Here is a 25,350-nt window from a genome sequence, read left to right on the forward strand (position 1 = left end):
AAAGCCCTCGGATGATAGACACCGCCGGGATGATCCCCGAAGAACGTCTTGAACAGATCACCCAGCGTTTCCAATACCTCGAAGCAGCCATGGCGGATGGCGCATCGGGCGGCGATATTGCGGCCTTGGCCAAGGAATATTCCGACCTCAAGCCCGTGGTCGATCAGATCATGGCCTGGCGCCAGCTGGTGGCAGACCTGGCTGAGGCCGAGGCGATGCTGGCCGACCCGGATATGAAGGAATTGGCCGAAGAGGAAATTCCGGACCTGCAATCGCGCATCCCCGAGGCGGAACACGCGCTGCAACTGGCGCTGCTGCCGAAGGATGCGGCGGATGCGCGGCCGGCAATGCTGGAAATTCGCCCCGGTACCGGCGGGGACGAGGCCGCTTTGTTCGCGGGCGATCTGTTGCGTATGTATCAACGCTATGCCGAGGCCCGCGGGTGGCAGTTCGAGATCATCGAAGAACAGGCTTCTGATCTGGGCGGGATCAAAGAGGTGGTGGCCCATATCAAGGGCGACAACGTCTTTGCCCGGCTGAAATACGAATCCGGCGTGCACCGTGTGCAGCGCGTGCCCGAAACCGAAAGCGGCGGGCGCATCCACACCTCGGCGGCGACGGTGGCGGTACTGCCCGAGGCCGAGGATGTCGACATCCAGATAGACGCCAATGACATCCGTATCGACACGATGCGCAGTTCCGGCGCGGGCGGGCAGCACGTGAACACCACCGACTCGGCGGTGCGGATCACGCATATTCCGACGGGCTTGGTGGTCACAAGCTCCGAGAAGTCCCAGCATCGCAACCGCGAGATCGCCATGCAGGTGCTGAAAACGCGGCTTTATGACCTCGAGCGGCAGCGGATCGACAGCGAACGCTCAGCGGATCGCGCCAGCCAGGTGGGATCGGGGGATCGTTCGGAACGCATTCGCACCTATAATTTCCCACAGGGGCGGATGACGGATCACCGGATCAACCTGACGCTCTATAAACTGGATCAGGTGATGCAGGGGGATCTGGACGAAGTGATTGACGCGCTGACGGCGGATGATCAGGCCCGGTTGTTGGCCGAGATGGCGCTATGATGGGGCTGCAAACAGCAGCGCAGGCCATGGTGGCCGCAACCGCGCGTCTGAGGGCCGCAGGCGTGGATGACCCGGCGCGGGATGCGCGCCTGTTGTTGGCCCATGCCGCACGGATAGAAGCCAGCCGGGTGACACTGATTGCCCCGGAAGAATTGCAACCCGAAATCGCGGAACGCTATGACCAGTTGGTTTCCCTACGCGCCATTCGGGTGCCGGTGTCTCATCTGCTGGGCGAACGCGAGTTCTATGGGCGCAGGTTTCGCGTCAGTTCCGATGTTCTGGACCCACGCCCCGAGACTGAAACCCTGATCGAGGCCGCGCTGAGCGAACCTTTCGACCATGTATTGGACCTTGGCGTCGGGTCGGGCTGCATTCTGGTCACCCTGCTTGCGGAGCGCACCAGCGCTTCGGGCCTTGGGGTCGACCTGAGTGAAGCCGCATGTCTTCAGGCCAGCGCCAATGCCGTGCTCCACAAGGTGCAAGGACGAGCCGAGATTGCGCAGTCAAACTGGTTCGAAGACATTGAAGGCCAGTTTGACCTGATTGTTTCCAACCCACCGTATATCTCCGTAACCGAAATGGAGGATCTTTCGCCCGAAGTGCGGGAGCACGAGCCGCGCATCGCGCTGACCGATGAAGGGGACGGGCTGGGCGCGTATCGGCAGATTGCGGCCTCGGCCCCGGATTACCTGCTGCCAGGCGGGCGAATACTTGTGGAAATTGGCCCGACACAGGCAAATCTGGTGTCTGCCTTGTTTGATGCGGCGGGTTTGGCGGATATTCGCGTAATCCCCGATCTGGACGGGCGTGACCGGGTTGTCGGCGCGAAGATGCCGGGTTGAAACTGGTGTCTGAGGCCAAAAAACGCTGCCCCGAGTAAAAAAGCGTGTGAAAATTCGAGATTCCTCTTGTCTGCACGGTCAGGACATGTTTACTCAGGATTAGTCGGCGAGGTTGACGCTGTTGCAGCGCACCCCTGACGCCAAGCCCAAAAAAGTCGACATCCCGTCACGGCAAACGCCTCAGAGCAGTGCAAAACACGGGTTGAGCGACAGCGCATTGATAAGGCTGACGTAAAGTAAGATGAGATCTTCCAAATCCCGCTCGCGGGCCAAGAACAACCGCAATCGCCCTTCCGGCGGTAACGTCGTAAACCGGGTTTTTGACAGCTCGGGTCCTGAAGGCAAGGTGCGTGGCACGCCGCAGCAAATCATTGATAAATACAATCAGCTGGCGCGTGACGCTCAGCTGTCAAACGACCGCGTTGCGGCGGAAAACTTCCAACAGCACGCGGAACATTACCTGCGCATGCTGAGTGAGGCGCAGCGCGAGATTGAAGCGCGCCGCGAAGAGCAGGAACGCCAGAACCGCGAACGCCAGGCCGAGCGTGATCGTGAGCGCGCTGAGCGCCAGGAACGTGAAGCGGCCCGGCAGGCCGATCCCGCCGAAGCGCCGCAGCCGGACGTAATGGATTTCGCGGTACCGGACGCTGCTCCGGAAAGCGGTCTGGTCGAGACACCGGAAAGCAAAGGGGCCGAAGCCCCGGCAGCTGAGAAGAAGGAAAAGCCTGCGCGCAAACCGCGGGCACGCAAACCCAAACCGGCGCCAGCGGCTGAAGATGCGCCCAAAACGGATGGCGACGCACCGGAAGCGGCTGAATAAGCCGGCATCAGAACTTGCAAAGCCCCGAGGTCAAGCCTCGGGGCTTTTTTGTGATCAGGGTTTCTGGATTTCGCGCGCCAGGGCACAGAACGCTTCAAGCGGAACCTGCTCGGCCCGTTCAGTGGGTTGGATACCTGCGGCCCGCAAGCGATCCTCGATATCCGGGGCAACGCCTTTGAGCGAGGCGCGCAGCATTTTGCGGCGTTGATTGAAGGCAGAGGCCACCACACGCGACAGGGTCGCGGCGTCAGCAGGATAGCGCGGTTCTGGCAGGGCGGTCAGGTGGACCACCGCGCTGGAGACTTTGGGCGGAGGGGTGAAGGCGCCGGGGGGAAGGGACATGGCGATACGCGCCTCGGCCCGCCATTGGGCAAGGATGGCGAGGCGGCCATACGCCTTGCTGCCCGGCCGGGCCACGATGCGTTCGGCCACTTCGCGTTGGAACATCAGCGTCAGGCTCTGCCAGAAGGGGGGCCATTCCGGGGGTGTCAGCCAGCGTACCAGCAGTTCGGTGCCGACGTTGTATGGAAGGTTGGCTGCGATGCGGATTGGCGGGGTCAGGTGTTCCAGCGGGTTGATCTCGAGCGCGTCACCATTGATGACCTCCAGCCTTCCGGGATAGGCGGCGGCGATGTCGTTCAGGGCGGCGATGCAGCGGGTGTCTTTTTCAACCGCCACGACCTTGCGTGCGCCTTCGGACAGGAGCCCTCGGGTGAGGCCACCAGGACCGGGGCCGATTTCCAGTACGTCGCATTCTGCAAGATCGCCAGCCTGACGGGCGATTTTGGCGGTCAGGTTGAGGTCCAGCAGGAAGTTCTGACCCAGGGATTTGCGCGCCGAGAGTTGATGTGTGGCGATGACCTCGCGCAGAGGGGGGAGATTGTCGATAGCACTCATGATCCGATTACCGTGACGCAGGCCGCAGGGGCAGCGCCAGAAGTTTTAAGCCTCCGGCGGGGATATTTTCAGCCAGATGAAGGATCAAGAGCCTTTTGCCATGCGTTGGGCAAGCTTCAGAGCTTCGATCAGGCTGGTTGGATTGGCGATGCCTTTCCCGGCGATATCCAGTGCAGTGCCGTGATCTGGCGACGTGCGGATGAAGGGCAGGCCAAGGGTGACGTTCACACCCCGGTCGAAATCCAGTGTCTTGATCGGGATCAGCGCCTGATCATGATACATTGCGATCGCCGCGTCATAGCGGGCGCGGGCAGCGGCATGGAACAGCGTATCCGCAGGGTGGGGTCCCGTCAGGGTCGCACCTTCCGGGTTCAGATCGGCCAGCATTGGGGCGATCCAGTCAAGCTCTTCGCGGCCCATTTTGCCGCCTTCGCCGGCATGGGGGTTCAGGCCGGCTATGGCGATGCGGGGGTGCTGTATGCCAAACTGGTCGCGCAGGCCGCGCGCGGTGATTTCGATCGTCTCGCGCAGCAGGTCGGGCGTCAGCGCGGCGGGAACCTGCGCCAAGGGAATGTGGATTGTCGCCGGGACAACCCGCAACTGGTCGCTGGCCAGCATCATGACAACCCGGCGGGTGCCCGACAGCGCGGCCAGAAACTCGGTATGGCCGGGATAGGTAAACCCGGCCCCGTCGATCAGGGCCTTCTTGTGAATGGGCGCGGTGCACAGAGCGGCCGCTGCCCCGGCTTTCACAAGATCGACGCCGGTTTCGATGGCATCAATCACCGATGGGGCATTGGCCGGGTCTGGCTGACCGGGCATGTTTGCAGCAGGGAAGTTCAGTTGCAGAACGGGCAAGGCCTGATCACAGACTGCAACAGCATCCGAAGGGGATTGGATTTTCGCAATGGGCGTGCCAGCGGGCAGGTGGCTGGCATCGCCGATAAAGAAAAACGGGCAGGTTTGGCGCAGCTCGGCCCATGCTTTGGCCGCGATTTCAGGGCCGATCCCGGCCGGTTCACCGCAGCTGAGCGCAATCGGGCGTGTCATTCCTGAACAATGGTGGCGTCAGCCCGCAGCTGCTCTACCAAGCTGGACGCAAAGGCCTGTAGCCGCTGCTGCGCCAGTGCATTCGCGACATCCGCCCGCGAGGTGTCTTCGCCCAGGTCGCGGACTCGGTTGCACAGCATCAAGAACACCAGCGTCTGCCCGTTGTTGCGGGTCAGGTTTGTTGACACCTCGAAGCGATCCAGCTTGGCCAGCTCTACGGCGAAATCGCGTGGTACTTCTGAAGGGCTGGCTTCGATACGGTCCAGGACTTCGACGGGTTGATCTTTGGCGATTCCATACAAGTCATCGCAGGTGTCGATCTCCTCCCGCAGGGCGGCAGCCCGTGCCAGGGTCTCGGCGCTGCGACCACCCGGCAGGTAATAGGCAGCATAATCTAGCTTGGAAATCCGCGGCGCAGCGGTCGCCACCTCGCGCAATCCGCGCAACTGAAACAGGGCAACGGCGTTTGGCAAACTGATGGGGTCAGTGATCTCGCCGTTCTGGAGCCCAAGAATAACCGGCTGCAAGGCAGGCGGCAGGTTGGAGATATTCAGCCAGTCCAGTCGTCCGCCTTCGTTGCGCGTTGCGGCTCCGGAATATTGCGCCGCTGCGGCTGAAAACGCTTCGATAGTTTCAAGTCGCGAGATTTCTTCCGCCAGCAATTCGGTCTGTGCAACGGTTTGCGGGTTCACCGGGATGATGATCTCGGACAGCAAAACCTGAAGACCGCCGCCACCGGTCTGTCCCAGCGCGCGATCAATCTCGTCTTCGGTCGGACGGGCCTGCGACAGATAGCGCGAGCTGATATAGTCGCGCCAGGCCAGCTGATCTGCAACATAATCACGGACAGTTTCCGGGTCGACGCCTGCCTCACCCAAAAGTTGCAGGAATTGTTCGGTGGACAATTGCCCGCGCGAGGCGAACTCGTCGATACCCAGTTGTACGGCTTCCGGCGCAGCTTCCACGCCTGCTTCACGCATGGCCTGCTTGCGCAACTTTTCTTCGATCAGGGCTTCTCTGACGTCAGCTTCATTGCCGCCGGGCAGGCCCAGAACATTCAGGAATTGCAGGCGTTGTTCCAGTTCGTACCAGGTGACGATATCCTGATTCACGCGGATCGCTGGCGAGAACAGGCTCTGGGCGCTGACCTGCGGCGCTGAAAAAGCGAGGAAAACGGCGGCCAGTGCCGGCGTGACCGGTTTGTGCCAACCGGAACGAAGAAACCTGGAGAAACCTGATATCAACTGCATTTTCTCTTGTATGTGTTACCACCGCCTTCAAGGGCGTATCCTGTCAGCGATAGGGTAAAGCCGAATTCTGTCGAAGGCTCAATAGTGGATGTTGAAGTAAAGCGTCTGCTTACGGACATGTTAACCTGAACACATTCATTCTGGTAGGTTACACCAAGCCCCAGCCGGATTGGCTCTGACTGGTTCAGATCATAGCGTGCCTCGGCATTCGTAAGCCAGTTCTGGTCGACTTGATAGCGGCCCAGAAGCCAGATTTCCGAGATTTCATCCGCAATGTTTTCCGCCGGATCCTCTTCCTGCCAGATATAGCTTCCAGACAAGCCGGCAAATTCGGATGCCCAGGCGCCGCGCAATTCAGCTTTGACGAAACTGAAATCGCTGTCGATCAAACCACGCCCGCCGAGTGACCAACCGTTAGCCGTGGTGATTTGCCCCGCCACCAGCAAGTCGGACGTGGTGCCCTGCAACCCGGATGTCAGGGTGAAATTCGGGTCGGCATCCGCCCGAAACACCTGACCCACCGTTACAAGCGCTTGCTGTCCGTCTGCACCATAGCGGGCCCAGTTCAGACCGATGACCCCGGTGGCACCGTCTTCGCGCTGATCTTCCGCAGGGAATCTGGACAGGGCCAGCAGGTTACCCTGATCGAATTCCTGAAACGTGCTTTCATCATCTGGCACATCAGTGTCCGAGACATTGGTCCATCCCAACTGCGCGATCGGTTCCAGAAGCTGAACCGCGCCGATCTTTTCGCGACGGGTCATCGGATAGCGAAGCGTCAAAGCCGCGCGCGGGGTCGAGCGGGTCACATTGCTGGGAAAGTTGCTGTCATGGCGAATATTGAACGTATCCACCGATGCGCCCACCGTCGCGTCCGCGCGAAGGCCCGATGCAAATGTCCAGCTTCGCAACCATTCGGCATCAACAGTTGCCCTTGTTATGTCACGGCCAACGATATCGGCGTCGCTGGTGCGTTCATGTGCGTGGCCGATAAAAGCCAGCCGCACTTCGCCGCCAAGCGCGCCAGGGAAGAATCGCTTTTCATAGTTCAGGTCGAAGACTCGGGATGGGATTTCGTCCTGATTTTCACTTTCACGCAGAGTTTTGTAATGGATCAGGCTTGTTTTGAACGCGGTGTCGCGTTTGATCCGTTCCAGCGCTATCTCGCTGCGCAAACGATCCAGGCCCGGCAGCCCGTAGTCAGCCAGATAGGCGTCGTCCGAGGTGGTTTGCAGAGCGAATGTCAGCCGGAAATCGTTCTTCAGGTTGAACCAACCGCTGGCGAACAGATAACCGCGATCCTGATCGGGCTGGACATCATCACGGGTATAGGCCCCTTCAAGCTGAATGCGCCCGTTCACGAACGCCTGGCGATATCGATACCCCAGCGTCGTGGTCTTGCCCGACAGGTACGGCGTCAAGGTCAGATCCTTATGGTCGCCCAGCTTGAAGAAATAGGGAACCTGAACCCCCGTTCCCAGTTGTGAGGTGCTGCGGATCGACGGCACAAGAAAGCCGGTTGCGCGCTCCAATGTCGGATCCGGCAAGCGCAGATACGGGAAATAGAATACCGGATAATCAAGCACGCGAAGCTGCGCGCCTTCAAAGTACAATTGCCGCTCCAACTGGTCATGTGTGACCTTGCGGGCGCGGATCTGCCAAAGGGGTGGCTTACCGTTGTTGCAGACATGGCAGGAAGTGGCCGAGACCTTGCTGAATTGCGTATAGCGGCCCGCTGCCCGTTTCGCCTGAACCGAGGCAATCTGGATCTGCTGATCGAAAACCATCCGAGCACCGATCAGCAGACCGTTTTGGATACCGCTGTCCAGCTGTCCGGAATCGGCCAGAAGGGTCGACTGGCCCCCCTGATCAATGCGAATAGGTCCCTCGAGCGTCAGCTCACCCGTTTCCCGGTCATAGGTGACACGTTGGGCTGACAGCTTGGTATCACCCTGAAAGGCTTCGACATTGCCTTCGGCCACCAGTTTTCTATCGGGTGTAATAAAGACTTTGTCGGCAACCAAAAGGGCGGGTTCGGCCTGTGACTGCGCAGCTTGCGGGTCAGGCTCGGCCGACGTGGTTTGCGCCGCCAGAACGGTCGGTGCCGACAACGCAATTGCGCTGGTCAGCAGCAAGGAAATCATGCTCCGCATCAGCCGTCCTCCGCGTGTAGAAGCAGGCCAAGGGACAACAAGATGGCGGCGAAGGGCGGCGCCCAGGCCGCGATATAGACGGGCAATTGTCCGTTTTCCCCGAGGATTTGCGCAAAATTGCGGACGAAATAGATGGCAAAGCCAAGCAGTACGGCCGTCAAAACGGCAATTCCAGTACCGCCGAACCGAACGTGGCGCATGGTGAAAGCAGCCCCGATCAGCACCATCGAGACCAGAAAGAGCGGCCTGGCCAGTTGCACCTGCAACCAGACTTCATATTGCTTGGTCGAAAACCCGGCTTCGCGCAGATCCTTGATCAGTTGCGGCAGGTCAAAAACCGACACTGAATCCTGTTGCCCCAGAGTGTCCAGAATGCGCTGCCGGGTCAGCGAGGTCGGCAACTCCAGCCGTTCATGCTCCACCGAACTGGTTTCGGGGTTCTGCCCGTTCTGCAAATTCCAGATCTTGGCCCGCGACAGGACCCAGTTTCCGTCTTCCAGCACGGCCCTGTCGGCGACGATCTGCTGGGTGGGTTTGCCATCGCGCGCAAAGGTGATGATGGTCACGTCGTCCAGGCCCAGCGTATCCCCGTTCGAGGTGCCCCGGGCATGGATGACGGCCTGTCCGTTTTCCGCCGATTGACGCAGCCAAAGGCCTTCGCTGCTGATCGAAAGCGCTGAACTTCCGTTGTTGCGATAGGAATCGGACAGGCGTTGGAATTCCTGGGATGTGGCCGCAGCGATGGGGTTTAGCAATGCCACTGCAAGCGCACCGATGATCAGGGCCAGCGCCGCTGGCGCGACCAGTGCGCGGATACCCGAGCGACCCGTGGCGCGGGTCACCACGAGTTCAGAGGTCCGTGCCAGCCCTACGAACAAAGCGATGGTGGACAGAATGACCAGCAGGGGCAGCATTTCACTGATGGCGGCCGGTGTGTTCAGAAGCGTCAGGTGCAACAATTGGCCGAAGGACAGGTCGACTTCGTCAAATCGGCGGATCTGTTCGATCAGATCGATGAGAATCATTAAGGTCAGAAAAATACCGCCGATGACCATAAAGCTCTGTAGAAAGCGGCGGGCGAAATAGCGGTCGAGGATCACAAGACTGCCCCCGCCAAGCCTTTTGCGCCGGAAAACGGGCCGAAATCGCGCATGCATGTCTTCCTGCGCGACGGCGTATGCCTGCCCTCTCGTGTCACGTCTTTCTCCCCCGAGCCTGCCGGTTATTTTTTCGGGACCTTACTGCAATTGAAACGCGGGGAAAACTGCTATCTGGTCAAGTCGGGCGGCGCGGGCTAGGTCTTGGGGTACAGAATTCGAGGAGTTTGCAATGAGCAGTCTGATACCGGTCCGCTTTCAGGAGTTTGACTTGGATGCGATGGCGCAGGCCGAGGGGCGGGTGGCCATTATCATTCCGTCGGACGGAAAAATGAACCCTGCGGCGCGCCGGGCCAATCGCCTGACGAAAGGCGCTGTGGCGCGGCTTGTCGAAAGTGAGAAATTCGGAAAGTCCAAGACCGGCGATGTCATCTCGATGGCCTGGCCGGCTGGGATTGCGGCCGAAGCGCTGGACGTCGTGGTGCTGCCGCGCCGCCCGGAAGCCGATGAGGCCCGCAAGGCTGGTGCCGCGTTGGCCAAATCAGCGGGTGGCAAGGACATGCTGGTGATGGTTGGCAATCAGGCGCAGACCGAAAACCTGGCCCTTGGCATGGTGCTGCGCAGTTATGATTTCAACGCGCATAAAACCAAGGACAGCGAAGGCAGCGGTTCGATTACGATCGGACATTCGAAACCCAAGGAAGCCGAAGCAGAGTTTGCACCGCTATACGCGATTGCCGACGGCGTGCGGATGACCCGTGATCTGACCAACGAACCTGCAAATGTTCTGACGACCACGGAATTTGCCGATCGTCTTGTCGAGATGCAGGAGCTGGGCCTTGAAGTCGAAGTTCTGGAAGAGGGCAAGCTGGCTGAACTGGGCATGCGCACTTTGCTGAGCGTCGGGCAGGGCTCTGCCAGCCCGTCCAAAGTCGTGGTGATGCACTGGAATGGCGGCGACAAGGACGATGCGCCCTTGGCCTTGGTGGGCAAGGGCGTGGTTTTCGACACTGGTGGCATTTCGCTGAAACCGGCCGGTGGCATGGAAGACATGACCATGGACATGGGCGGTGCCGGAGTTGTCGCGGGCACGATGCGCGCGTTGGCCAAGCGCAAGGCCAAGGCCAATGTGGTGGGCCTTGTCGGGCTTGTCGAGAACATGCCTTCGGGCCATGCCACCCGTCCGGGCGATGTGGTCAAGTCGATGAAAGGCGACACGGTCGAGATCATCAACACCGATGCCGAAGGCCGTTTGGTTCTGTGCGACGTGATGTGGTACGCGCAGGAGCGGTTCAAACCGGTGGGCATGATCGATCTGGCCACCCTGACCGGGGCGATCATCATCGGGCTGGGTCATGAGAATGCAGGTGTGTTTTCCAACAATGACACATTCTGTGACGCCTTCCTGAAATCGGCCCGGGCCGAGGATGAAGGTGCGTGGCGGATGCCGTTGGGCGATGCCTATGACAAGCTGCTCAAATCGCGCATCGCCGACATGAAGAACGTCGGTGGCCGTCCGGCGGGTTCGATCACGGCGGCGCAGTTTCTGCAACGTTTCGTGAAAGAGGATACGCCCTGGATCCATCTGGATATCGCGGGTGTGGCCTCGGTGTCGTCCGAGACATCCTATGCGCCCAAAGGTGCCACGGGCTGGGGTGTGCGCGCGCTGAGCCGGTTCGTGCAGGACAATTTCGAGTAAGCGAATGGGTGCTGTCTATTTCTACCACCTGACCCGCCAGCCGCTGGAGCACACCTTGCCTGTACTGCTGGACAAGGCGCGACAGGCCGGGTGGAAGATTGCCGTGCGGGGCACCGATCCCGCACGGATGGACTGGCTGGATGAAAAGCTGTGGCTGGGCCCCGAGGACGGGTTCCTGCCGCATGGTCGCGAAGGCGGCCCGCATGACGCCGAGCAGCCGATCCTTCTGACCACCAGCGCCGAGGCCCCCAACGGCGCGGTGTGTGTCATGGCGGTGGACGGCGCGCCGGTCGAACCCGAAGAGGTGTCGGCCCTGGAGCGGGTTTGCATTCTGTTCGACGGCAATGACGACATGGCCGTGCAGCACGCGCGCGGGCAATGGAAGACACTGACCGGTGCCGGATGCGCCGCGCAATACTGGTCGGAGGAATCCGGGCGGTGGGAAAAGAAGGCCGAAGCCTGACGGGCCGTGCCATTTATCAGGAGATTTGAGGATGCAGATGAAGCCTCTGGGCCGCACCGGGATTGTCGTGAGCGATCTTTGCCTCGGGACGATGACGTTCGGGTCGCAGACCTCGGAATCGGATGCGCACCGGCAGATGGACATGGCGCTGGATGCGGGGATCAACTTTGTGGATGCCGCCGAGATGTATCCGGTGAATCCTGTCGCCAAAGAGACAATTGGTCGGACCGAAGAAATTCTTGGAAACTGGAATGCCGCGAATTCGTCGCGCCGGGCGGATTTCGTACTGGCGACCAAGCATTCGGGTGAGGGGCTGTCATATGTTCGCGACGGTGCGCCGATCACCGCCAAGACCATTCCCGAGGCCATCGAAGGGTCTTTGAGGCGGTTGCAGACGGATTACATCGATCTCTACCAGTTCCACTGGCCCAATCGCGGCAGCTATATGTTCCGTCAAAACTGGGATTATGCGCCTTCGGGCCACAATACCGCGGACGTTCTGGAAAACATGCAGGAGTGTCTGGAGGCCTTGCAGGTTCAGGTGGACAAAGGCAACATCTGTGCTTTTGGTCTGTCGAATGAAAGCGCGTGGGGTACGGCGCAGTGGCTGAGACTGGCCGAACAGACGGGCACACCGCGTGCGGCGTCCGTGCAGAATGAGTATTCGTTGCTCTGCCGTCTGTTCGATACCGACATGGCCGAGCTGAGCGTACATGAAGATGTCGGCCTGATGGCGTTTTCACCCCTGGGTACCGGGCTGCTGACCGGGAAATACCAGGGCGGGGCCGTGCCGGACGGCTCACGTATGTCGCTTTCGCCTCAATTGGGCGGGCGCAAGTCTGACCGGGTGTTTGATGCGGTCGCGGCCTATCTGGATGTTGCCGCGCGACATGGCCTGGATCCGACCCATATGGCGCTGGCCTGGTGCCGCTCGCGACCATTTATGATGTCGGCGATTTTTGGCGCGACCACGGTCGCGCAGCTTGAACACGTATTGGCCGGTGCGGATTTGACGTTGTCAAAGGAGGTGTTGGCCGAGCTGGACGCTGTCCACAAGGCGCACCCGATGCCGTACTGAGGCGAGGGGGCTCTGCCCCCGGCACGCTGCGCGTGCCTCCCCCGGGATATTTCTGGCCAGATGAAGTTGGATCCGGTCAGTGATGGGTGGGGTGCGCGCGCTCTTGCCTGAGGTCGCGGGCAGATTGGCCATGCGCGGTGCGGAAAGCGCGGGCGAAGCTGGATTGCGAGGCAAAACCGGTGGCCAGCGCGACATCCATCAGTGGAAGGTCGGTGTCTGTGACCAGACGGCGGGCCTCGGCCAGGCGCAGTTGCAGATAATGATCCTGCGGCGTGGTGTTCAGGCGCAAGCGGAACTGTTGTTGCAGGGTGCGCGGGCTGGTGCCAAGCTGCTCTGCGATATGGGCCAGTGGCAGGGGGTCATCCAGGGATGCCTGCATCAACGAATTCGCCTTTGCCGTCAGCGCGGTGTGGCGATGTGGAACGCCGGTGCGGCTTTGCGGTTTGCCCGGGTCCGGCGCGCCATCATAGAGGAACAGGCCCGAGACACGGGAGGCGAAACCCGCGCCATGACGGGCGGCGATGATGTGCAGCATCATCTCGACAGCGGGAATCGCGCCGCCAGAGGTCAGGCGACCGTCCGAGACGGTGAAACGGTCGGGGCGCACTTCGACGTCGGGGAAGCGGGAAGCGAAGCTTTCCAGGTCTTCCCAGTGGGTTGTCGCGGGGTGGCCGCCCAGCAGCCCGGCCTCGGCCAGCAGCCAGGGGCCGCCGTCAATCCCGGCCATCGTCGCCCCGGTACCGGCAATGCGGCGCAGCCCGGCCAGCAGGCTGGGGGTGGCGTGGCGGGCCAGTTGGAAGCCCGCGACGACAATCATTAGGTCGCAACCTTGCAGGCGAGCGAGCGGGATACCGGGCACTTGCAACGCGCTGGTCAGCATCGCGGGTTCGGCTGTGGCGGTCACATAGTCCCAGTCAAATGCGGGCCGGTCCGCCAGACGGTTGGCCGCGCGCATCGGATCGACCGCCGAGGCGAAGCTGAGCGTGTTGCATTCGTCCAGCACCAGAACGGCGGTTTTCAGGGCCCGATGTTCGGGTTGCAGTATGTTTTTTGCGGATTGCATCAAGTTCGATTCGCATTCTGCCAAGTGGTTTTCCCAAGGCTGCGCCAGAGTCGGGCCAGAACGCAAATCGGAATCCGGGGAGAAGCCTGGGGAAAACCCAAGGCAAAACCGGGTATAACTTGGGGAAAACGCCATGCCTCTGGAAATGAACCGCGAAGTCTTCATCACCTGCGCCGTGACCGGCTCGGGCGGGACGCAGGATCGCAGCCCTCATGTGCCGCGTTCACCGAAGCAAATTGCCGACAGTGCGATTGCCGCCGCGAAGGCGGGTGCGGCCGTGGTGCACTGCCATGTGCGCGACCCCGAAACGGGTGCCCCGTCGCGCGATCTGGCGCTGTATCGTGAAGTGACCGATCGGATTCGGGATGCCGAGGTGGACGCAGTGCTGAACCTTACCGCCGGCATGGGCGGAGACATGGTGTTCGGCGGTATCGAAAACCCGTTGCCATTGGCCGAGGCGGGGACCGATCTGGTTGGCGCGACCGAACGCGTGGCGCATGTGGCCGAATGTCTGCCTGAAATCTGCACGCTGGATTGCGGCACGATGAACTTTGCCGAGGCGGATTACGTCATGACCAACACGCCCGGCGCGTTGCGGGCGATGGGGCAGATGATGACCGATCTGGGCGTGAAACCCGAGATCGAGGCCTTTGACACCGGCCATCTGTGGTTTGCCAAGCAACTGGTGAAAGAGGGAATTCTGGAACCCAAAGCCCTGGTGCAACTGTGCATGGGGGTGCCTTGGGGCGCGCCGGATGATCTGAACACCTTCATGGCGATGGTGAACAACGTGCCCGATGACTGGACCTTCAGCGCGTTCTCGCTGGGGCGGCATCAGATGGCCTATGTGGCGGCCTCGGTGCTGGCGGGCGGCAATGTGCGCGTGGGGCTCGAGGACAACCTGTGGCTGGACAAGGGTGTGCTGGCCGAAAACTGGCAACTGGTCGAACGTGCAGGCACCATCATCGAAAACATGGGCGCGCGGGTGATCGGCCCGCAGGAAGTGCGTGAGAAGCTGGGGCTGGTCAAACGGGCGCCGAAAGGTTGACTTGTTTGCGTGCCTTGCCATGACCGGTAAGTGCAGGGGTGCCAGCAAAAGGAAGTGAGCAATGCGATCGGTGCTTGTAATCTGCGCGACGGTTCTGGCCATATGTCTGCCCCGGGTCGGGTTGGCACAGACCGCAGAAGATCCTTTGGCCCGCAAGGACTGCGAAGCCAAAGGGGGAAGCTATGAGATGGGCGGGCGGATACGGCAGTTTATCTGCTTTGAACCTTTGCCCGACGCTGGAAACTCCTGCGAAAAAGCCTCTGACTGCGCAGGGTTCTGCCTTTCGGACACCAAACAATGCAGCGCGGTGACACCGCAATTCGGATGCATTCCGCATCTGGATGAGGCGGGGCGCGCGCAGGTAATCTGTATCGATTAGAGGACAGCATGACAAAGACGGCAGCAATCATCGGGGGCGGTGTCATCGGCGGCGGATGGGCCGCACGGTTCCTGCTCAATGGCTGGGACGTTCGGGTGTTCGACCCGGACCCCGAAGCAGAACGCAAAATAGGCGAAGTGCTGGACAACGCACGGCGATCCCTGCCGGGGCTGAGTGACGTTCCGTTGCCGGCCGAGGGCGCGCTGAGCTTTCATGACAACATGGCCGACGCCGTACAGGGCGCGACGTGGATCCAGGAAAGCGTGCCAGAGCGGCTGGATTTGAAGCTGAAGGTTTACAAGGGCTTGCAGGAGGCTTGTGATCCAGATGCGATCATCGGGTCATCGACCAGCGGGTTCAAACCATCCGAGCTTCAGCACGGTGCTTTGCGGCCCGAACAGATCGTCGTGACGCACCCGTTCAACCCAGTCTATCTGCTGCCGCTGATCGAGCTGGTGCCGACCGACAAAAACCCGCCGCAGATGATTGAACGGGCCAGGGAATTGCTGACCTCGGTTGGTTTCTTTCCGCTGCATGTCAAGAAAGAGATCGACGCGCATATCGCCGACCGCTTTCTGGAAGCCGTCTGGCGCGAGGCGCTCTGGCTGGTCAAGGATGGCATTGCCACCACCGAAGAAATCGATGAAGCGATCCGCATGGGCTTTGGCATTCGCTGGGCCCAGATGGGATTGTTCGAAACCTACCGCGTGGCCGGAGGTGAAGCGGGGATGCGGCATTTCATGGCTCAGTTCGGGCCAGCCTTGAAATGGCACTGGACCAAACTGATGGACGTGCCGGAATTCACCGATGAACTGGTCGACCTGATCGCCGATCAGTCAGACGCGCAATCCGGAATGCATTCGATCCGGGAACTGGAACGCATTCGCGACAACAATCTTGTCGGCATGATGCGGGCCCTCAAGGCGCAGAATTATGGCGCGGGGGCGGTGCTGAACCAGCATGATGCGCGGTTGAAACCGGGTGCCCTGCCGTCGCTGGATCAGGCGGATCTGAGCCAGCCGATCCTGACCCTGTCCCGCGCCGTTCCGTTGGACTGGACGGATTACAACGGCCACATGAACGAAGCCAAGTATCTGGAAGCCTTTGCGGCCGCCACGGACCGTTTCATGGAGATCATCGGTTGCGATATGGAGTATATCGCGTCGGGTGGCAGCTATTTCACCGCCGAGAACCACATCCGTTACATCGACGAGGTCCATGCAGGGGCGAAGATCGACGTGCGCACGCAGATGCTGTTGGGGCAGGGCAAGAAGCTGCATGTCTTTCACAGCATGTATGAAGGCGACAAGCTGTTGGCCACGGGCGAGAGCTTTCTGCTGCATGTCAGTCTTGAAACCCGCCGTCCCAGCCCGCCGTCGCCCAGGATCGAAGCAGCGATGGCGCGGATTGCCGAGGCACAGGCCGCTTTGCCTTACCCTGAAGGGGCGGGTGCCGCCATTCGGAAGCCATCGTGACTAGGCGCGTATTGGTAACGGCCGGGGCATCAGGTGTCGGTCATGCGATGGCCGCGGCGTTTGACGCCGCCGGTTATAATGTCTGGGTAACGGATATTGACCAGTCAGCCCTGGAAATCTTGCCCGACCATTGGGTGGCGCAAAGGGCTGATGTGACCAATGAGGCCGACATGAGCGCGGTGTTTCAGGCTGTCGGGGCCGCCGGCGGGTTGGATGTTCTGTGCGCAAATGCCGGAATCGCCGGGCCGACCAGCGCGATCGAGGATATCGATCTGGATGCATGGCGCGCCTGCGTTGCGGTCAATTTGGACGGGGCCTTTCTGGCCGCCAAGCACGCGGCCCCTATGATGAAATCGGCGCGGGCGGGCAGCATCATTTTGACCTCTTCGACAGCCGGTCAGTACGGCTATCCGTTCCGAGCGCCCTATGCCTCGGCCAAATGGGCGGTCATAGGGTTGATGAAAACGCTGGCGATGGAACTTGGGCCGATGGGCATTCGCGCAAACGCCATTTGCCCGGGTGCCGTGGAAGGCCCGCGTATGGAAGGTGTCTTGGCCCGAGAGGCAGCTGCGAAAGGCATGACCCGCGATGAGGTCTATCAGGGCTATGCCTCGGGCACCTCTATGGGGCGCTTTGTGGAAGCGCAGGATATCGCCAATATGGCCGTCTTTCTTGCTTCAGACGCAGCACGGCTGGTGTCTGGGCAGGTGATTGCGGTGGATGGGCACACGGTCAACCCCGACCCAAAACTGTAGGTCAGCCCTGATTTGGTCCGCGGATCTGGCGGATGGTCTGACGGACCGCCTGCCAATCCTGCGCCTCTTTCTGGTTTCCGGCGGCTTCGCATTCACGCATTTTCTGCGCGGCTTCCGCCTCGGCCCGGTCTCCGTGCGCGGCATACAGCGCGCGCGCATATTGAGCGGTTTGAATTGCGTCCATTCCTGTGGTCCTCCGTTTGTGATCGGAATGCCCGTTGGTTCGCGCCAAGGGACGATAGCACAGGTTTTGCGCCGCTGCATCAATTCTTGCCGGATACAGCCGTTCTGAGTTGTCGCAAGTGGTCCGGGAAATCGCGGGCGGCCACATCGGCCTCGCGCACAAGTGTGTCGAAGTGCCGTGAAAACGTCTCGATCCGGTCCCGGTCTCGGAACGCCATATAGTGACTGCCTGCATAAAAAACGCACAGCAGCGGCCCGAAAATCGTTACAGGGGCTGAATAAAGCCGTTTGGCATCGAACAGATAAATACGCATTCGGGGATAAAGCTGTTCACACAGCTCCAGCAGGTGATCGATCTGGTCCTGACGAATTTCCGGGCAAAGGCCATGGTAATACCCCGTGCCGCTTGCAAAGCTTTCGATCTCGAACAATGGCATTGCAATTTCGTAATCAGACTGCGCACTGCGCATCCACGCCAACCTGTCTTCGGACGCACCGATGGCCTGATCCGCCGTGCGCCCCAGATGGGGGGCATATTCCCACTCCAGCACCGCGCGCGTCTTGAGCATGTCAGGCAGGGCGGCCGGAACATAGCGGATCTTGTACCCAGCGGCTTCTTTGTGCCAGTCGAAAATCCGCTCATCGACCAGGGCGCGGGGCGCTTCGGTAATGGACAGGGAACTGGCCAGAATCTCTGCCGCGCTTTCCGGCCTGTCGGACAGGCCCAGCAACCAGTCAGCCGAAACGCCCAGTGCCGCGGCGCAGCCACCCACAACATGCGCATTGGGAAGACGCGCGCCATGATCGGCCAACAACTGAGATACGGTTGAACGGTCCACGCCGATATGGCGCGCAAGCGCGCTTTGGCTGACGTGACGGTCCTCAATCGCGCGGGCAAGGCGTAGGCGGAATTGAGCGGCGCGGTCGCGTTTGTCGATATTTTCCTGCATAAGATGAAAAATATCATAACTGATGAGTTTTGTTAATCATATTCAGAATTTTCAGCACGCGCACTGAACGGTAACCCCTTTGTAAAAGCAAAAAGAATGGGGTTCGGAATGGAAACGCGGCGAAGATCTGTCGTGAAAGCAATCGTGTGGAATGCCATGGGGCTGGCGACCATGACGCTGGTGGGCCTAATCGCCACAGGCTCGGCCGCCGTCGGCGGGGCATTGGCGCTGGTGAATACCGCCATCGGCCTGACGCTTTACATTGTCTATGAAAGAATTTGGGCCGGAATTTCGTGGGGGCGCAATGGCTGAGCCCTCAACACCCAAGTCGCCCGAATGGGGTACATTTGCCCTGATCGTCGGCTGCTATGCCGCATGGCTGGTCGGGCTGTTCTGGTTGGCGGATATTTCGCTGTGGTTGACGGTGCTGGCTTTGGGCTTTGTTGCGGCCCTGCATTCGTCTTTGACGCACGAAGTCCTGCACGGGCACCCGTTCCGAGCCAAATGGCTGAATGAGGCGCTGATGGCGCTGCCGTTGACCCTGGCCATTCCCTATAACCGTTTTCGCGATCTGCATTTGGCGCATCATCAGGATGCCACTTTGACCGACCCGTATGACGACCCCGAATCCAACTATCTGGATCCCAAGGTTTGGGCGGACCTGCCGCGCGGCGTGCAGGCTGTGCTGGCCCAGAACAACACGCTTCTGGGGCGGATGGTTCTGGGCCCGGCCATTGGGCAGGTGCTGTTTCTGCGCGACGAATGGCGGGGGCTGCGGCGCGGCGACAGGGCGATCCTGCTGGCCTGGGCATTGCATATCCCCGGCGCGGTTGCAGTACTGTGGATCGTTGCACAGTCGGCCATGCCGATCTGGGCCTATCTGATTTCGGCCTATATCGGGCTGGCGTTGCTGAAAATCCGCACGTTTCTGGAACACCGCGCGCATGAGAAGTCCCGCGCGCGGACCGTGATAATCGAAGACAGCGGGCCGCTGGCATTTCTGTTTCTGAACAACAACCTGCATGTTGTTCATCACATGAATCCCGCTGCGCCATGGTATCGGCTGCCGTCGTTGTATCGGGATGGCAAAGACAGGTATCTGGCCTGCAATGAGGCGTATGTTTACCGCTCCTATGCACAGATCTTCCGGCAGTATCTGCTGCGCGCCAAGGACCCAGTTCCGCATCCGCTCTGGCCAAAGCACTGATTTGGCGACACAACGGGTGACATGAGTCTCTGGATCCCTGTCACCATCGCCGCCGCCAGTTTTCAGACCGTGCGGTTCATGCTGCAAAAATCCTTGAGCAGCGTGAAACTGTCTGCCGCCGGCGCGACCTTTGCGCGATTTGCGTATTCCATGCCGCTGGCCGTTGCTGGGCTGTTTGTGGCGATGCTGACAATGGGCGCCAGCTTGCCTCCGATTGGTGGAGTGTTCTGGCTGTACGCTGTCATCGGAGGCACGTCGCAAATCCTGGCGACGATCTGTGTTGTGGCGTTGTTCAAACAACGAAACTTTGCGGTCGGGATCACCTTCAAGAAAACCGAAGTCATTCAGACCGCGATCGTCGGATTTCTGGTTTTGGGCGACAGCGTTTCCAGCGGCGCGCTGGTTGCGATCCTGTTGGGGTTGATGGCGGTGCTTTTGCTGTCGAAAACCCCCGGAGGAGGCGGCGCCTGGTGGCGGCATCTGACCAACCGCGCGTCCCAACTGGGGCTTGGATCAGGGGTATTGTTTGCGTTTTCCGCCGTCAGCTATCGCGGGGCCTCGTTGCAATTGGGTGATGCCGACGCCTGGTTCCGCGCACTGATCACCCTGGCCGCCGTCGTGACGTTTCAGTTTGTCAGCATGGGCCTGTGGCTGTTGTGGCGCGACCGGGCCGAACTGCGCGCGGTGTGGCAGACCCGATCCACCGGCGTGTTTGTCGGCCTGACCAGTCTGGGCGGTTCGTTTTGTTGGTTCTGGGCCTTCACCCTGCAAAACGCAGCCTATGTCAAAGCGCTGGGGCAGGTAGAGCTGATCTTCAGCTTGATGGCCTCGATCCTGTTTTTCCGCGAGACGATCACCCGGCGAGAAATCGCCGGGATGTTGCTGTTGGGTGTCTCGATACTGGCCTTGGTGCTGGCGATTTAGCCGGCACGACGCTCGTCAAAGCTCAGGGCAATGAAGCTGGGCAGGTGATCGCCCATACCCACCACGGCCCGGCCATTGTCTTCCTTGCGCCCGCGGCCACGCCCTTTGGGCTCTCGCTCTTTCCGGGTGTCTTTCTTGGCTTCGGAGTCCCGGGCTTTTTTCTCGGGCTTCGGCTTTTCAGGCTTGGGCTCTTCCTTGACCGGATTGTCGATGCGCGGGATGTCCTTCTGGATCAGCTTTTCGATCGCAGCCAGGGCTTTTTCATCGCGGACCGAGCAGATCGTGATGGCCTTGCCTTCGCGCCCGGCGCGACCGGTGCGGCCGATACGGTGCACGTAATCCTCGGGGTGGCCGGGGACGTCGAAATTGAACACGTGGCTGACGGCTGGAACATCCAGACCGCGCGCAGCGACGTCGGATGCAACCAGCAGACGCAATGATCCGTCGCGGAACCCGTCCAGCGTCTTCATCCGTTGCGATTGGTCCAGATCGCCATGGATCGCGGCAGCGTCATAGCCGTATTTCTTCAGCGATTTCGCGCAGATATCGACATCGGTCTTGCGGTTGCAGAAGATGATTGCGTTGGTGCACTTTTCGCCCTCTGCGTCGATCAAGGCGCGCAGCACGTTGCGTTTCTGGCTTGCTTCACGGTCCCGACGGCCGCCTTTGAACATGACAACGCCCTGTTCGATCGTCTCGGATGCGGTCGCTTGCCGGGCGACTTCAACCCGGGCAGGGGCGGACAGGAAAGTATCCGTGATGCGCTCGATCTCGGAAGCCATGGTCGCCGAGAAGAACAATGTCTGCCGCGTGAACGGCGTCAGCGAGAAGATGCGTTCGATATCAGGAATAAAGCCCATATCCAGCATCCGGTCGGCTTCGTCCACCACCATGATCTGAACACCGGTCAGCAGCAGCTTGCCACGTTCGAAATGGTCCAGCAGGCGGCCCGGAGTGGCGATCAGAACGTCGACGCCGCGATCGATCAGGGCCTCTTGCTCTTTGAAGCTGACACCGCCGATCAACAGTGCTTTGGTCAGTTTCAGGTGTTTGGTATAGGTGTCGAAATTCTCGGCCACCTGGGCGGCCAGTTCCCGCGTCGGACACAGCACCAGCGAGCGCGGCATGCGCGCGCGGGCGCGGCCACGGGCCAGCAGGGTGATCATCGGCAGTGTGAAGCTGGCGGTCTTGCCAGTGCCGGTCTGGGCAATCCCCAAGACATCACGGCCTTCCAGAGCGGGCGGAATCGCGCCTTCCTGGATCGGAGTGGGGGATTCGTATCCGGCCTCTTCAATGGCTTTGAGGACCTTCGGGTTCAGGTTCAGTTCGTTGAATTTTGTCATGTATGTCCGGTTTTTGCGGACACTTGACCTGGCCCGCGCGTCAAAGATTTGCCGGGCCCGGATGGCCATGCGCGTAATGCGACATTTCGGCTTGTACGCGGACATAACAAAAACGTTGATCGGGGTCAAATGAAGAGAATTTCACCTGACCCTGCTTGTTGTCTGCGGTGAATTTCAGCAACAATTCAGCAACTTCCGGGGAAGTGTTTCTGTAGTTTTTCGTCCAGGTTCAATGGGCGGTGGCGCAGCAGGCCGTGGCGTTCCAGGTTGGCGCGCACCTCTGCGTCCGCGCCGCTCATTTCATTGTAGAACGCACGCAGCCCGACCATGCCCTGTTCGGCCTCGATCCAATTGAGCAGTTCGTTCTTGCTCAGCCCCCCCTGTTCGCGCGGAACATTCGGAGCCATGCCGGCCTGATACGAGCCACGATCCATGCGGAACTGGTAGTGCGCTATCCAGTGGTCCCAGTCCGGGGCATGACGATGGCACAGATCGATCTGCGGAAGCTCGTATTTGCAGGGCAGCAGCACCTTGTTCTGAAACAGGTTGTGGATGCGGATGCTCAGGTTTTTCAAGCCGGTGCGCACGAACAGCTTTCCCTGCACGTGACTCAGGAAACCGCCCATGACGAAGGCGCCGTAATTCGGATAAATGGCCTCGACCAGCGCTTCGCGGTCCGGGCCATGCGGGATATGAGCTTTGTACAGATCATCGCCCCCGGCCAAGGCCTCCAACGGGCGGACGCGCACCGCGGGAACCGTGTCTGGAACATCGCGCAGGACATCGGAAATGGGGGCCGCCGGCCAAAGAAACTCATCCACATCGATATGTGTCAACCAATCCAGCCGAGTGTTTCGATAGGCAAAAGTGGCGTGAACCGACTGGCGCACCTGATGCTTTTCCGGCCGTGCGCGTCCGCGTTTTTCCCAAAAGGCGTCATCACAGTTACGGACCCGGACCTTGGGATGCATTCTCAGTGCCCTGAAGGTGCGGCGGTTGGGTTCGTCCATGTAGATATACATGAAATCCGCCCCCAGTTCGAGGTGATGGGCCACGAACCGAAGGACGTCTTCGGTTGGTCCCCGGACCATGGAAACAATGCCCCAGGTGGTCATTTGCGCGGTGCGCGGGCGTCGCGCATGCGTTTCAGGCGTCGAAAAATTCCACCTGGGTCCTTGTTCAATTGTATCATCAGGTGATCCACCAGCGGCGCAATCGTGGGATCATTCATCGCCCTGGTCCAGATCGGAGCGATGAGATTGACGTCAAGCCCGCCTTTTTCAAAGGAAAAGCCTTTCATCTGATAGGGCAGCGGGACGTGGTTCCTGTCCTTGAACTGAAACGGCGTTTCGGGGGGCAGTCCCGAGAAGAGCCGCTCGAACTCATACAGCTTCATCATGCTGAAGAACACGCGCAAGGCATGTCCGACCTCGCGCTGTGTCGGCGTCTGACCGTGATCCGCAAATGTCTGAACAGACGACACCAGCCAACGCAGGTCGAGGGCGGAAAGAAGATGGTCGGATTGTTCGTCCCACAACCGGCAGAACAGCGCAGGGGCCTGACGCGGAAACGAGCGTTTTCTGAGGTTCGAGATCAGCTGGGCGTTCAGGAAGGCAAGCTCTGACTTTCCGACGAATTCCCGCGCGATCTGAACGCGTTTGCGATCCCAGGTGGTGCTGCGCCCGGGCGGTAATTCGGTGGCGGAGTCAGGTACGATGCGTTTGGCCAGATCATCCAGATCGACGTCAAGCTCGGGCAGGGTCAGGGTGCCGAACTGAAACGGGCTGCGCCGGTTCTCATAGCTGTCCAGCATGTCGGGCAGGCCACCGGGATAGGTCAGTTCGTCGTCACTCATGCGCGCAGGATTGCACAGCCAAACCTGCCTGTGCAATCAGACAGTTGCCTCAGGTCATCATCTCTTTTGTCGCGGTCAGGTTCAGCGCGGGATAGTCACGGACCACCCGATCGATATCCCATTGCAGGCGGGTCAGATAGACGATGTCGCCGTCATGATCATGCGCGATGTGCTGCTTGTTGGCGCCCACGAATTTCTCGACTTCGGCCTTGTCACCGCTTACCCAGCGGGCCGAGGTGAACTGCGATGCTTCGAACCGTACCGGCAGGCCGTATTCCATCTCGATCCGGCTGGCGAGCACTTCGAACTGCAATGCACCCACGACCCCCACGATAAAGCCCGAGCCGATCGAAGGCTTGAACACCTTGGCCGCACCTTCTTCGGCGAATTGCATAAGGGCTTTTTCCAGATGCTTGGCTTTCATCGGGTCGCCCGCGCGGACGCCTTGCAGCAGTTCCGGCGCAAACGACGGGATGCCGGTCACCCGCAGCGCTTCGCCTTCGGTCAGCGTATCGCCAATGCGCAGCTGCCCGTGGTTGGGAATGCCGATGATGTCACCGGCCCAGGCCTCTTCCGCCAACTCGCGGTCGGACGCGAGGAACAGAACCGGGTTCGAGATCGCCATCGGCTTTTTCGACCGCACATGGGTCAGCTTCATGCCACGCTTGAAGTGACCGCTGGCCATGCGGACAAAGGCCACCCGGTCGCGGTGTTTGGGGTCCATGTTGGCCTGAACCTTGAACACAAAGCCTGCAACTTTCTTTTCATCCGGGGAAATCTGGCGGGGTTCTGCGGATTGAACCTGTGGCTGCGGACCATAGGCGCCGATGCCCTCCATCAGTTCCTTGACGCCGAACGAGTTGATGGCGGAGCCGAACCAGATCGGTGTCATGTGGCCTTCCAATACTGCCTGCGGGTCAAGCGCGGGCAGCAATTCGCGCGCCATCTCGACCTCTTCCAGCAGCTTGTCCAGCAGATGCTCGGGGACGTGTTCGGCCAGTTTGGGGTCGTCCAACCCGTTGATTTCGATGCTTTCCGCCACCTTGTTGCGGTCGGCGCGGTCCATCAGTTCCAGCCGGTCGCGCAGCATGTCATAGCAGCCGATGAAGTCGCGCCCCACGCCGATGGGCCAGGCGGCGGGCGTGACGTCGATGGCCAGCATTTCCTGAATTTCGTCGATGATCTCGAACGTGTCGCGGCTTTCGCGGTCCATCTTGTTGCAGAAGGTCAGGATCGGCAGATCGCGCAAGCGGCAGACCTCGAACAGTTTCTGCGTCTGGCTTTCCACACCTTTCGCGCCGTCGATCACCATGACGGCCGCGTCCACGGCTGTCAGCGTGCGATAGGTGTCTTCCGAGAAATCGCTGTGGCCGGGTGTATCCACCAGGTTGAACCGGAAGTTCCCATAGTCGAACGACATCGCCGAGGCCGAGACTGAGATGCCGCGATCCTTTTCCATCTGCATGAAGTCCGACCGGGTCCGCCGCGCCTCGCCTTTGGCGCGCACCTGACCGGCCATCTGGATCGCGCCCCCGTACAGCAGGAACTTTTCCGTCAGCGTGGTCTTGCCCGCATCCGGGTGCGAGATGATGGCGAACGTCCGGCGTCGGGCGATCTCGGGCGGCAGGGTGGGTTGGTTCGAGGTATCAAGCATGAGCGCGCGTATATGCGGGGAATCCTGCCGAAGCAAGACAAAGGGTCTGGTACGAATCATGGGTCTGTGGCAGAAAGAAC

At 60.4% G+C, this 25,350-nt stretch carries 25 protein-coding genes; 13 read left to right on the forward strand and 12 right to left on the reverse strand.

Going from position 1 to position 25,350, the window contains the following annotated elements; genetic code table 11:
• The first annotated feature begins 29 nt into the window (after nt 1–29).
• The 3 genes from prfA to GOW60_RS03040 all read left to right on the forward strand — a co-directional run bounded on the left by prfA (nt 30) and on the right by GOW60_RS03040 (nt 2,747).
• Complete coding sequence (gene prfA / locus GOW60_RS03030) at nt 30–1,085, forward strand: peptide chain release factor 1 (RefSeq protein WP_171228363.1); 1,056 nt, start codon at nt 30–32, stop codon at nt 1,083–1,085.
• Nucleotides 1,082–1,927, forward strand: coding sequence for a peptide chain release factor N(5)-glutamine methyltransferase (prmC, locus tag GOW60_RS03035; RefSeq protein WP_171228172.1), 846 nt, complete (start codon nt 1,082–1,084; stop codon nt 1,925–1,927). The genes prfA and prmC overlap by 4 nt, the downstream gene beginning before the upstream one ends.
• 241 nt (nt 1,928–2,168) lie before the next feature.
• Nucleotides 2,169–2,747, forward strand: a complete 579-nt coding sequence (locus GOW60_RS03040) for a DUF4167 domain-containing protein (protein ID WP_171228173.1) — start codon at nt 2,169–2,171, stop codon at nt 2,745–2,747.
• Between the two features lie 54 nt (nt 2,748–2,801).
• Here the strand turns inward: GOW60_RS03040 and rsmA are convergent, their stop codons facing one another.
• The 5 genes from rsmA to lptG all read right to left on the reverse strand — a co-directional run bounded on the left by rsmA (nt 2,802) and on the right by lptG (nt 9,197).
• The gene (gene rsmA / locus GOW60_RS03045) at nt 2,802–3,644 is read right to left on the reverse strand and encodes a 16S rRNA (adenine(1518)-N(6)/adenine(1519)-N(6))-dimethyltransferase RsmA (RefSeq protein WP_171228174.1); all 843 of its coding nucleotides are present in this window, start codon (nt 3,642–3,644) and stop codon (nt 2,802–2,804) included.
• An 84-nt stretch (nt 3,645–3,728) separates the two neighbouring features.
• On the reverse strand, nt 3,729–4,694 hold the full coding sequence (gene pdxA, locus GOW60_RS03050; protein ID WP_171228175.1) for a 4-hydroxythreonine-4-phosphate dehydrogenase PdxA: 966 nt from the start codon (nt 4,692–4,694) through the stop codon (nt 3,729–3,731).
• Complete coding sequence (locus GOW60_RS03055; RefSeq protein ID WP_171115568.1) at nt 4,691–5,944, reverse strand: peptidylprolyl isomerase; 1,254 nt, start codon at nt 5,942–5,944, stop codon at nt 4,691–4,693. Before GOW60_RS03055 ends, pdxA begins: the two co-directional genes overlap by 4 nt.
• Entirely contained in the window at nt 5,935–8,097 is a 2,163-nt protein-coding gene (locus tag GOW60_RS03060) for an LPS-assembly protein LptD (protein ID WP_171228176.1), read from the reverse strand. The genes GOW60_RS03055 and GOW60_RS03060 overlap by 10 nt, the downstream gene beginning before the upstream one ends.
• Complete coding sequence (gene lptG, locus GOW60_RS03065; protein WP_171228364.1) at nt 8,097–9,197, reverse strand: LPS export ABC transporter permease LptG; 1,101 nt, start codon at nt 9,195–9,197, stop codon at nt 8,097–8,099. Before lptG ends, GOW60_RS03060 begins: the two co-directional genes overlap by 1 nt.
• Before the next feature lie 229 nt (nt 9,198–9,426).
• Between lptG and GOW60_RS03070 the strand changes: the two genes are divergently transcribed.
• The 3 genes from GOW60_RS03070 to GOW60_RS03080 are packed head-to-tail and all read left to right on the forward strand — an operon-like array spanning nt 9,427 to nt 12,434.
• A complete protein-coding gene (locus GOW60_RS03070; RefSeq protein ID WP_171228177.1) occupies nt 9,427–10,893 on the forward strand; it encodes a leucyl aminopeptidase in 1,467 nt (488 codons plus the stop codon).
• 4 nt (nt 10,894–10,897) lie between these two features.
• Nucleotides 10,898–11,356 carry a DNA polymerase III subunit chi gene (locus GOW60_RS03075; protein ID WP_171167813.1) on the forward strand — a complete coding sequence of 153 codons (459 nt, stop codon included), beginning with the start codon at nt 10,898–10,900 and terminating at the stop codon, nt 11,354–11,356.
• A 31-nt stretch (nt 11,357–11,387) separates the two neighbouring features.
• Nucleotides 11,388–12,434, forward strand: a complete 1,047-nt coding sequence (locus GOW60_RS03080; RefSeq protein ID WP_171228178.1) for an aldo/keto reductase — start codon at nt 11,388–11,390, stop codon at nt 12,432–12,434.
• 76 nt (nt 12,435–12,510) lie between these two features.
• On the opposite strand, the gene GOW60_RS03085 is transcribed toward GOW60_RS03080, so the two are convergent.
• Nucleotides 12,511–13,497, reverse strand: coding sequence for a GlxA family transcriptional regulator (locus GOW60_RS03085; RefSeq protein ID WP_171228179.1), 987 nt, complete (start codon nt 13,495–13,497; stop codon nt 12,511–12,513).
• A 133-nt stretch (nt 13,498–13,630) separates the two neighbouring features.
• Here GOW60_RS03085 and GOW60_RS03090 point away from each other — a divergent pair, with 133 nt between their 5' ends.
• The 4 genes from GOW60_RS03090 (at nt 13,631) to GOW60_RS03105 (ending at nt 17,154) form a co-directional block, all read left to right on the forward strand.
• The gene (locus tag GOW60_RS03090) at nt 13,631–14,545 is read left to right on the forward strand and encodes a 3-keto-5-aminohexanoate cleavage protein (protein ID WP_171228180.1); all 915 of its coding nucleotides are present in this window, start codon (nt 13,631–13,633) and stop codon (nt 14,543–14,545) included.
• A 61-nt stretch (nt 14,546–14,606) separates the two neighbouring features.
• Nucleotides 14,607–14,924, forward strand: coding sequence for a hypothetical protein (locus GOW60_RS03095; protein WP_171228181.1), 318 nt, complete (start codon nt 14,607–14,609; stop codon nt 14,922–14,924).
• Nucleotides 14,925–14,932: 8 nt separating this feature from the next.
• Nucleotides 14,933–16,399, forward strand: a complete 1,467-nt coding sequence (locus GOW60_RS03100) for a carnitine 3-dehydrogenase (protein WP_171228182.1) — start codon at nt 14,933–14,935, stop codon at nt 16,397–16,399.
• Nucleotides 16,396–17,154, forward strand: coding sequence for an SDR family oxidoreductase (locus GOW60_RS03105; RefSeq protein ID WP_171228183.1), 759 nt, complete (start codon nt 16,396–16,398; stop codon nt 17,152–17,154). Before GOW60_RS03100 ends, GOW60_RS03105 begins: the two co-directional genes overlap by 4 nt.
• A gap of 1 nt (nt 17,155) precedes the next feature.
• On the opposite strand, the gene GOW60_RS03110 is transcribed toward GOW60_RS03105, so the two are convergent.
• The gene (locus GOW60_RS03110) at nt 17,156–17,338 is read right to left on the reverse strand and encodes a hypothetical protein (protein ID WP_117868740.1); all 183 of its coding nucleotides are present in this window, start codon (nt 17,336–17,338) and stop codon (nt 17,156–17,158) included.
• A gap of 79 nt (nt 17,339–17,417) precedes the next feature.
• Nucleotides 17,418–18,287: a helix-turn-helix domain-containing protein gene (locus GOW60_RS03115; RefSeq protein WP_171228184.1), complete on the reverse strand. Its 870-nt coding sequence runs from the start codon at nt 18,285–18,287 to the stop codon at nt 17,418–17,420.
• 108 nt (nt 18,288–18,395) lie between these two features.
• Here GOW60_RS03115 and GOW60_RS03120 point away from each other — a divergent pair, with 108 nt between their 5' ends.
• From GOW60_RS03120 to GOW60_RS03130, 3 genes are read left to right on the forward strand one after another with little or no spacing between them, the layout of a single operon-like run.
• Complete coding sequence (locus GOW60_RS03120) at nt 18,396–18,599, forward strand: DUF2061 domain-containing protein (RefSeq protein ID WP_170344057.1); 204 nt, start codon at nt 18,396–18,398, stop codon at nt 18,597–18,599.
• A complete protein-coding gene (locus GOW60_RS03125) occupies nt 18,592–19,494 on the forward strand; it encodes a fatty acid desaturase (RefSeq protein ID WP_171228185.1) in 903 nt (300 codons plus the stop codon). Before GOW60_RS03120 ends, GOW60_RS03125 begins: the two co-directional genes overlap by 8 nt.
• Before the next feature lie 21 nt (nt 19,495–19,515).
• Entirely contained in the window at nt 19,516–20,418 is a 903-nt protein-coding gene (locus GOW60_RS03130) for an EamA family transporter (protein ID WP_171228186.1), read from the forward strand.
• Here GOW60_RS03130 and GOW60_RS03135 read toward each other — a convergent pair.
• The 4 genes from GOW60_RS03135 to GOW60_RS03150 all read right to left on the reverse strand — a co-directional run bounded on the left by GOW60_RS03135 (nt 20,415) and on the right by GOW60_RS03150 (nt 25,270).
• Nucleotides 20,415–21,761, reverse strand: a complete 1,347-nt coding sequence (locus GOW60_RS03135) for a DEAD/DEAH box helicase (RefSeq protein WP_152458188.1) — start codon at nt 21,759–21,761, stop codon at nt 20,415–20,417. The two genes, GOW60_RS03130 and GOW60_RS03135, sit on opposite strands and share 4 nt — an antisense overlap.
• Nucleotides 21,762–21,946: 185 nt before the next feature.
• Nucleotides 21,947–22,876 (reverse strand): glycosyltransferase family 2 protein, encoded by a 930-nt coding sequence (locus GOW60_RS03140; RefSeq protein WP_254443817.1) that lies wholly within the window; start codon nt 22,874–22,876, stop codon nt 21,947–21,949.
• The gene (locus GOW60_RS03145; protein ID WP_171228187.1) at nt 22,873–23,616 is read right to left on the reverse strand and encodes a hypothetical protein; all 744 of its coding nucleotides are present in this window, start codon (nt 23,614–23,616) and stop codon (nt 22,873–22,875) included. The genes GOW60_RS03140 and GOW60_RS03145 overlap by 4 nt, the downstream gene beginning before the upstream one ends.
• Before the next feature lie 49 nt (nt 23,617–23,665).
• Nucleotides 23,666–25,270 carry a peptide chain release factor 3 gene (locus GOW60_RS03150; protein ID WP_171228366.1) on the reverse strand — a complete coding sequence of 535 codons (1,605 nt, stop codon included), beginning with the start codon at nt 25,268–25,270 and terminating at the stop codon, nt 23,666–23,668.
• Nucleotides 25,271–25,350 lie beyond the last annotated feature (80 nt).

It is taken from the genome of Ruegeria sp. HKCCA4008, from assembly GCF_013033125.1.
In the GTDB taxonomy this organism is placed as follows: domain Bacteria; phylum Pseudomonadota; class Alphaproteobacteria; order Rhodobacterales; family Rhodobacteraceae; genus Ruegeria.

Coding starts and splice junctions, on each gene's coding strand:
- prfA (WP_171228363.1), top strand. CDS start 30: ATGATCCCCGAAGAACGTCTTGAACAGATCACCCAGCGTTTCCAATAC.
- prmC (WP_171228172.1), top strand. CDS start 1,082: ATGATGGGGCTGCAAACAGCAGCGCAGGCCATGGTGGCCGCAACCGCG.
- GOW60_RS03040 (WP_171228173.1), top strand. CDS start 2,169: ATGAGATCTTCCAAATCCCGCTCGCGGGCCAAGAACAACCGCAATCGC.
- rsmA (WP_171228174.1), bottom strand. CDS start 3,644: ATGAGTGCTATCGACAATCTCCCCCCTCTGCGCGAGGTCATCGCCACA.
- pdxA (WP_171228175.1), bottom strand. CDS start 4,694: ATGACACGCCCGATTGCGCTCAGCTGCGGTGAACCGGCCGGGATCGGC.
- GOW60_RS03055 (WP_171115568.1), bottom strand. CDS start 5,944: ATGCAGTTGATATCAGGTTTCTCCAGGTTTCTTCGTTCCGGTTGGCAC.
- GOW60_RS03060 (WP_171228176.1), bottom strand. CDS start 8,097: ATGCGGAGCATGATTTCCTTGCTGCTGACCAGCGCAATTGCGTTGTCG.
- GOW60_RS03070 (WP_171228177.1), top strand. CDS start 9,427: ATGAGCAGTCTGATACCGGTCCGCTTTCAGGAGTTTGACTTGGATGCG.
- GOW60_RS03075 (WP_171167813.1), top strand. CDS start 10,898: ATGGGTGCTGTCTATTTCTACCACCTGACCCGCCAGCCGCTGGAGCAC.
- GOW60_RS03080 (WP_171228178.1), top strand. CDS start 11,388: ATGCAGATGAAGCCTCTGGGCCGCACCGGGATTGTCGTGAGCGATCTT.
- GOW60_RS03085 (WP_171228179.1), bottom strand. CDS start 13,497: ATGCAATCCGCAAAAAACATACTGCAACCCGAACATCGGGCCCTGAAA.
- GOW60_RS03090 (WP_171228180.1), top strand. CDS start 13,631: ATGCCTCTGGAAATGAACCGCGAAGTCTTCATCACCTGCGCCGTGACC.
- GOW60_RS03095 (WP_171228181.1), top strand. CDS start 14,607: ATGCGATCGGTGCTTGTAATCTGCGCGACGGTTCTGGCCATATGTCTG.
- GOW60_RS03100 (WP_171228182.1), top strand. CDS start 14,933: ATGACAAAGACGGCAGCAATCATCGGGGGCGGTGTCATCGGCGGCGGA.
- GOW60_RS03110 (WP_117868740.1), bottom strand. CDS start 17,338: ATGGACGCAATTCAAACCGCTCAATATGCGCGCGCGCTGTATGCCGCG.
- GOW60_RS03115 (WP_171228184.1), bottom strand. CDS start 18,287: ATGCAGGAAAATATCGACAAACGCGACCGCGCCGCTCAATTCCGCCTA.
- GOW60_RS03120 (WP_170344057.1), top strand. CDS start 18,396: ATGGAAACGCGGCGAAGATCTGTCGTGAAAGCAATCGTGTGGAATGCC.
- GOW60_RS03125 (WP_171228185.1), top strand. CDS start 18,592: ATGGCTGAGCCCTCAACACCCAAGTCGCCCGAATGGGGTACATTTGCC.
- GOW60_RS03130 (WP_171228186.1), top strand. CDS start 19,516: ATGAGTCTCTGGATCCCTGTCACCATCGCCGCCGCCAGTTTTCAGACC.
- GOW60_RS03135 (WP_152458188.1), bottom strand. CDS start 21,761: ATGACAAAATTCAACGAACTGAACCTGAACCCGAAGGTCCTCAAAGCC.
- GOW60_RS03140 (WP_254443817.1), bottom strand. CDS start 22,876: ATGACCACCTGGGGCATTGTTTCCATGGTCCGGGGACCAACCGAAGAC.
- GOW60_RS03145 (WP_171228187.1), bottom strand. CDS start 23,616: ATGAGTGACGACGAACTGACCTATCCCGGTGGCCTGCCCGACATGCTG.
- GOW60_RS03150 (WP_171228366.1), bottom strand. CDS start 25,270: ATGCTTGATACCTCGAACCAACCCACCCTGCCGCCCGAGATCGCCCGA.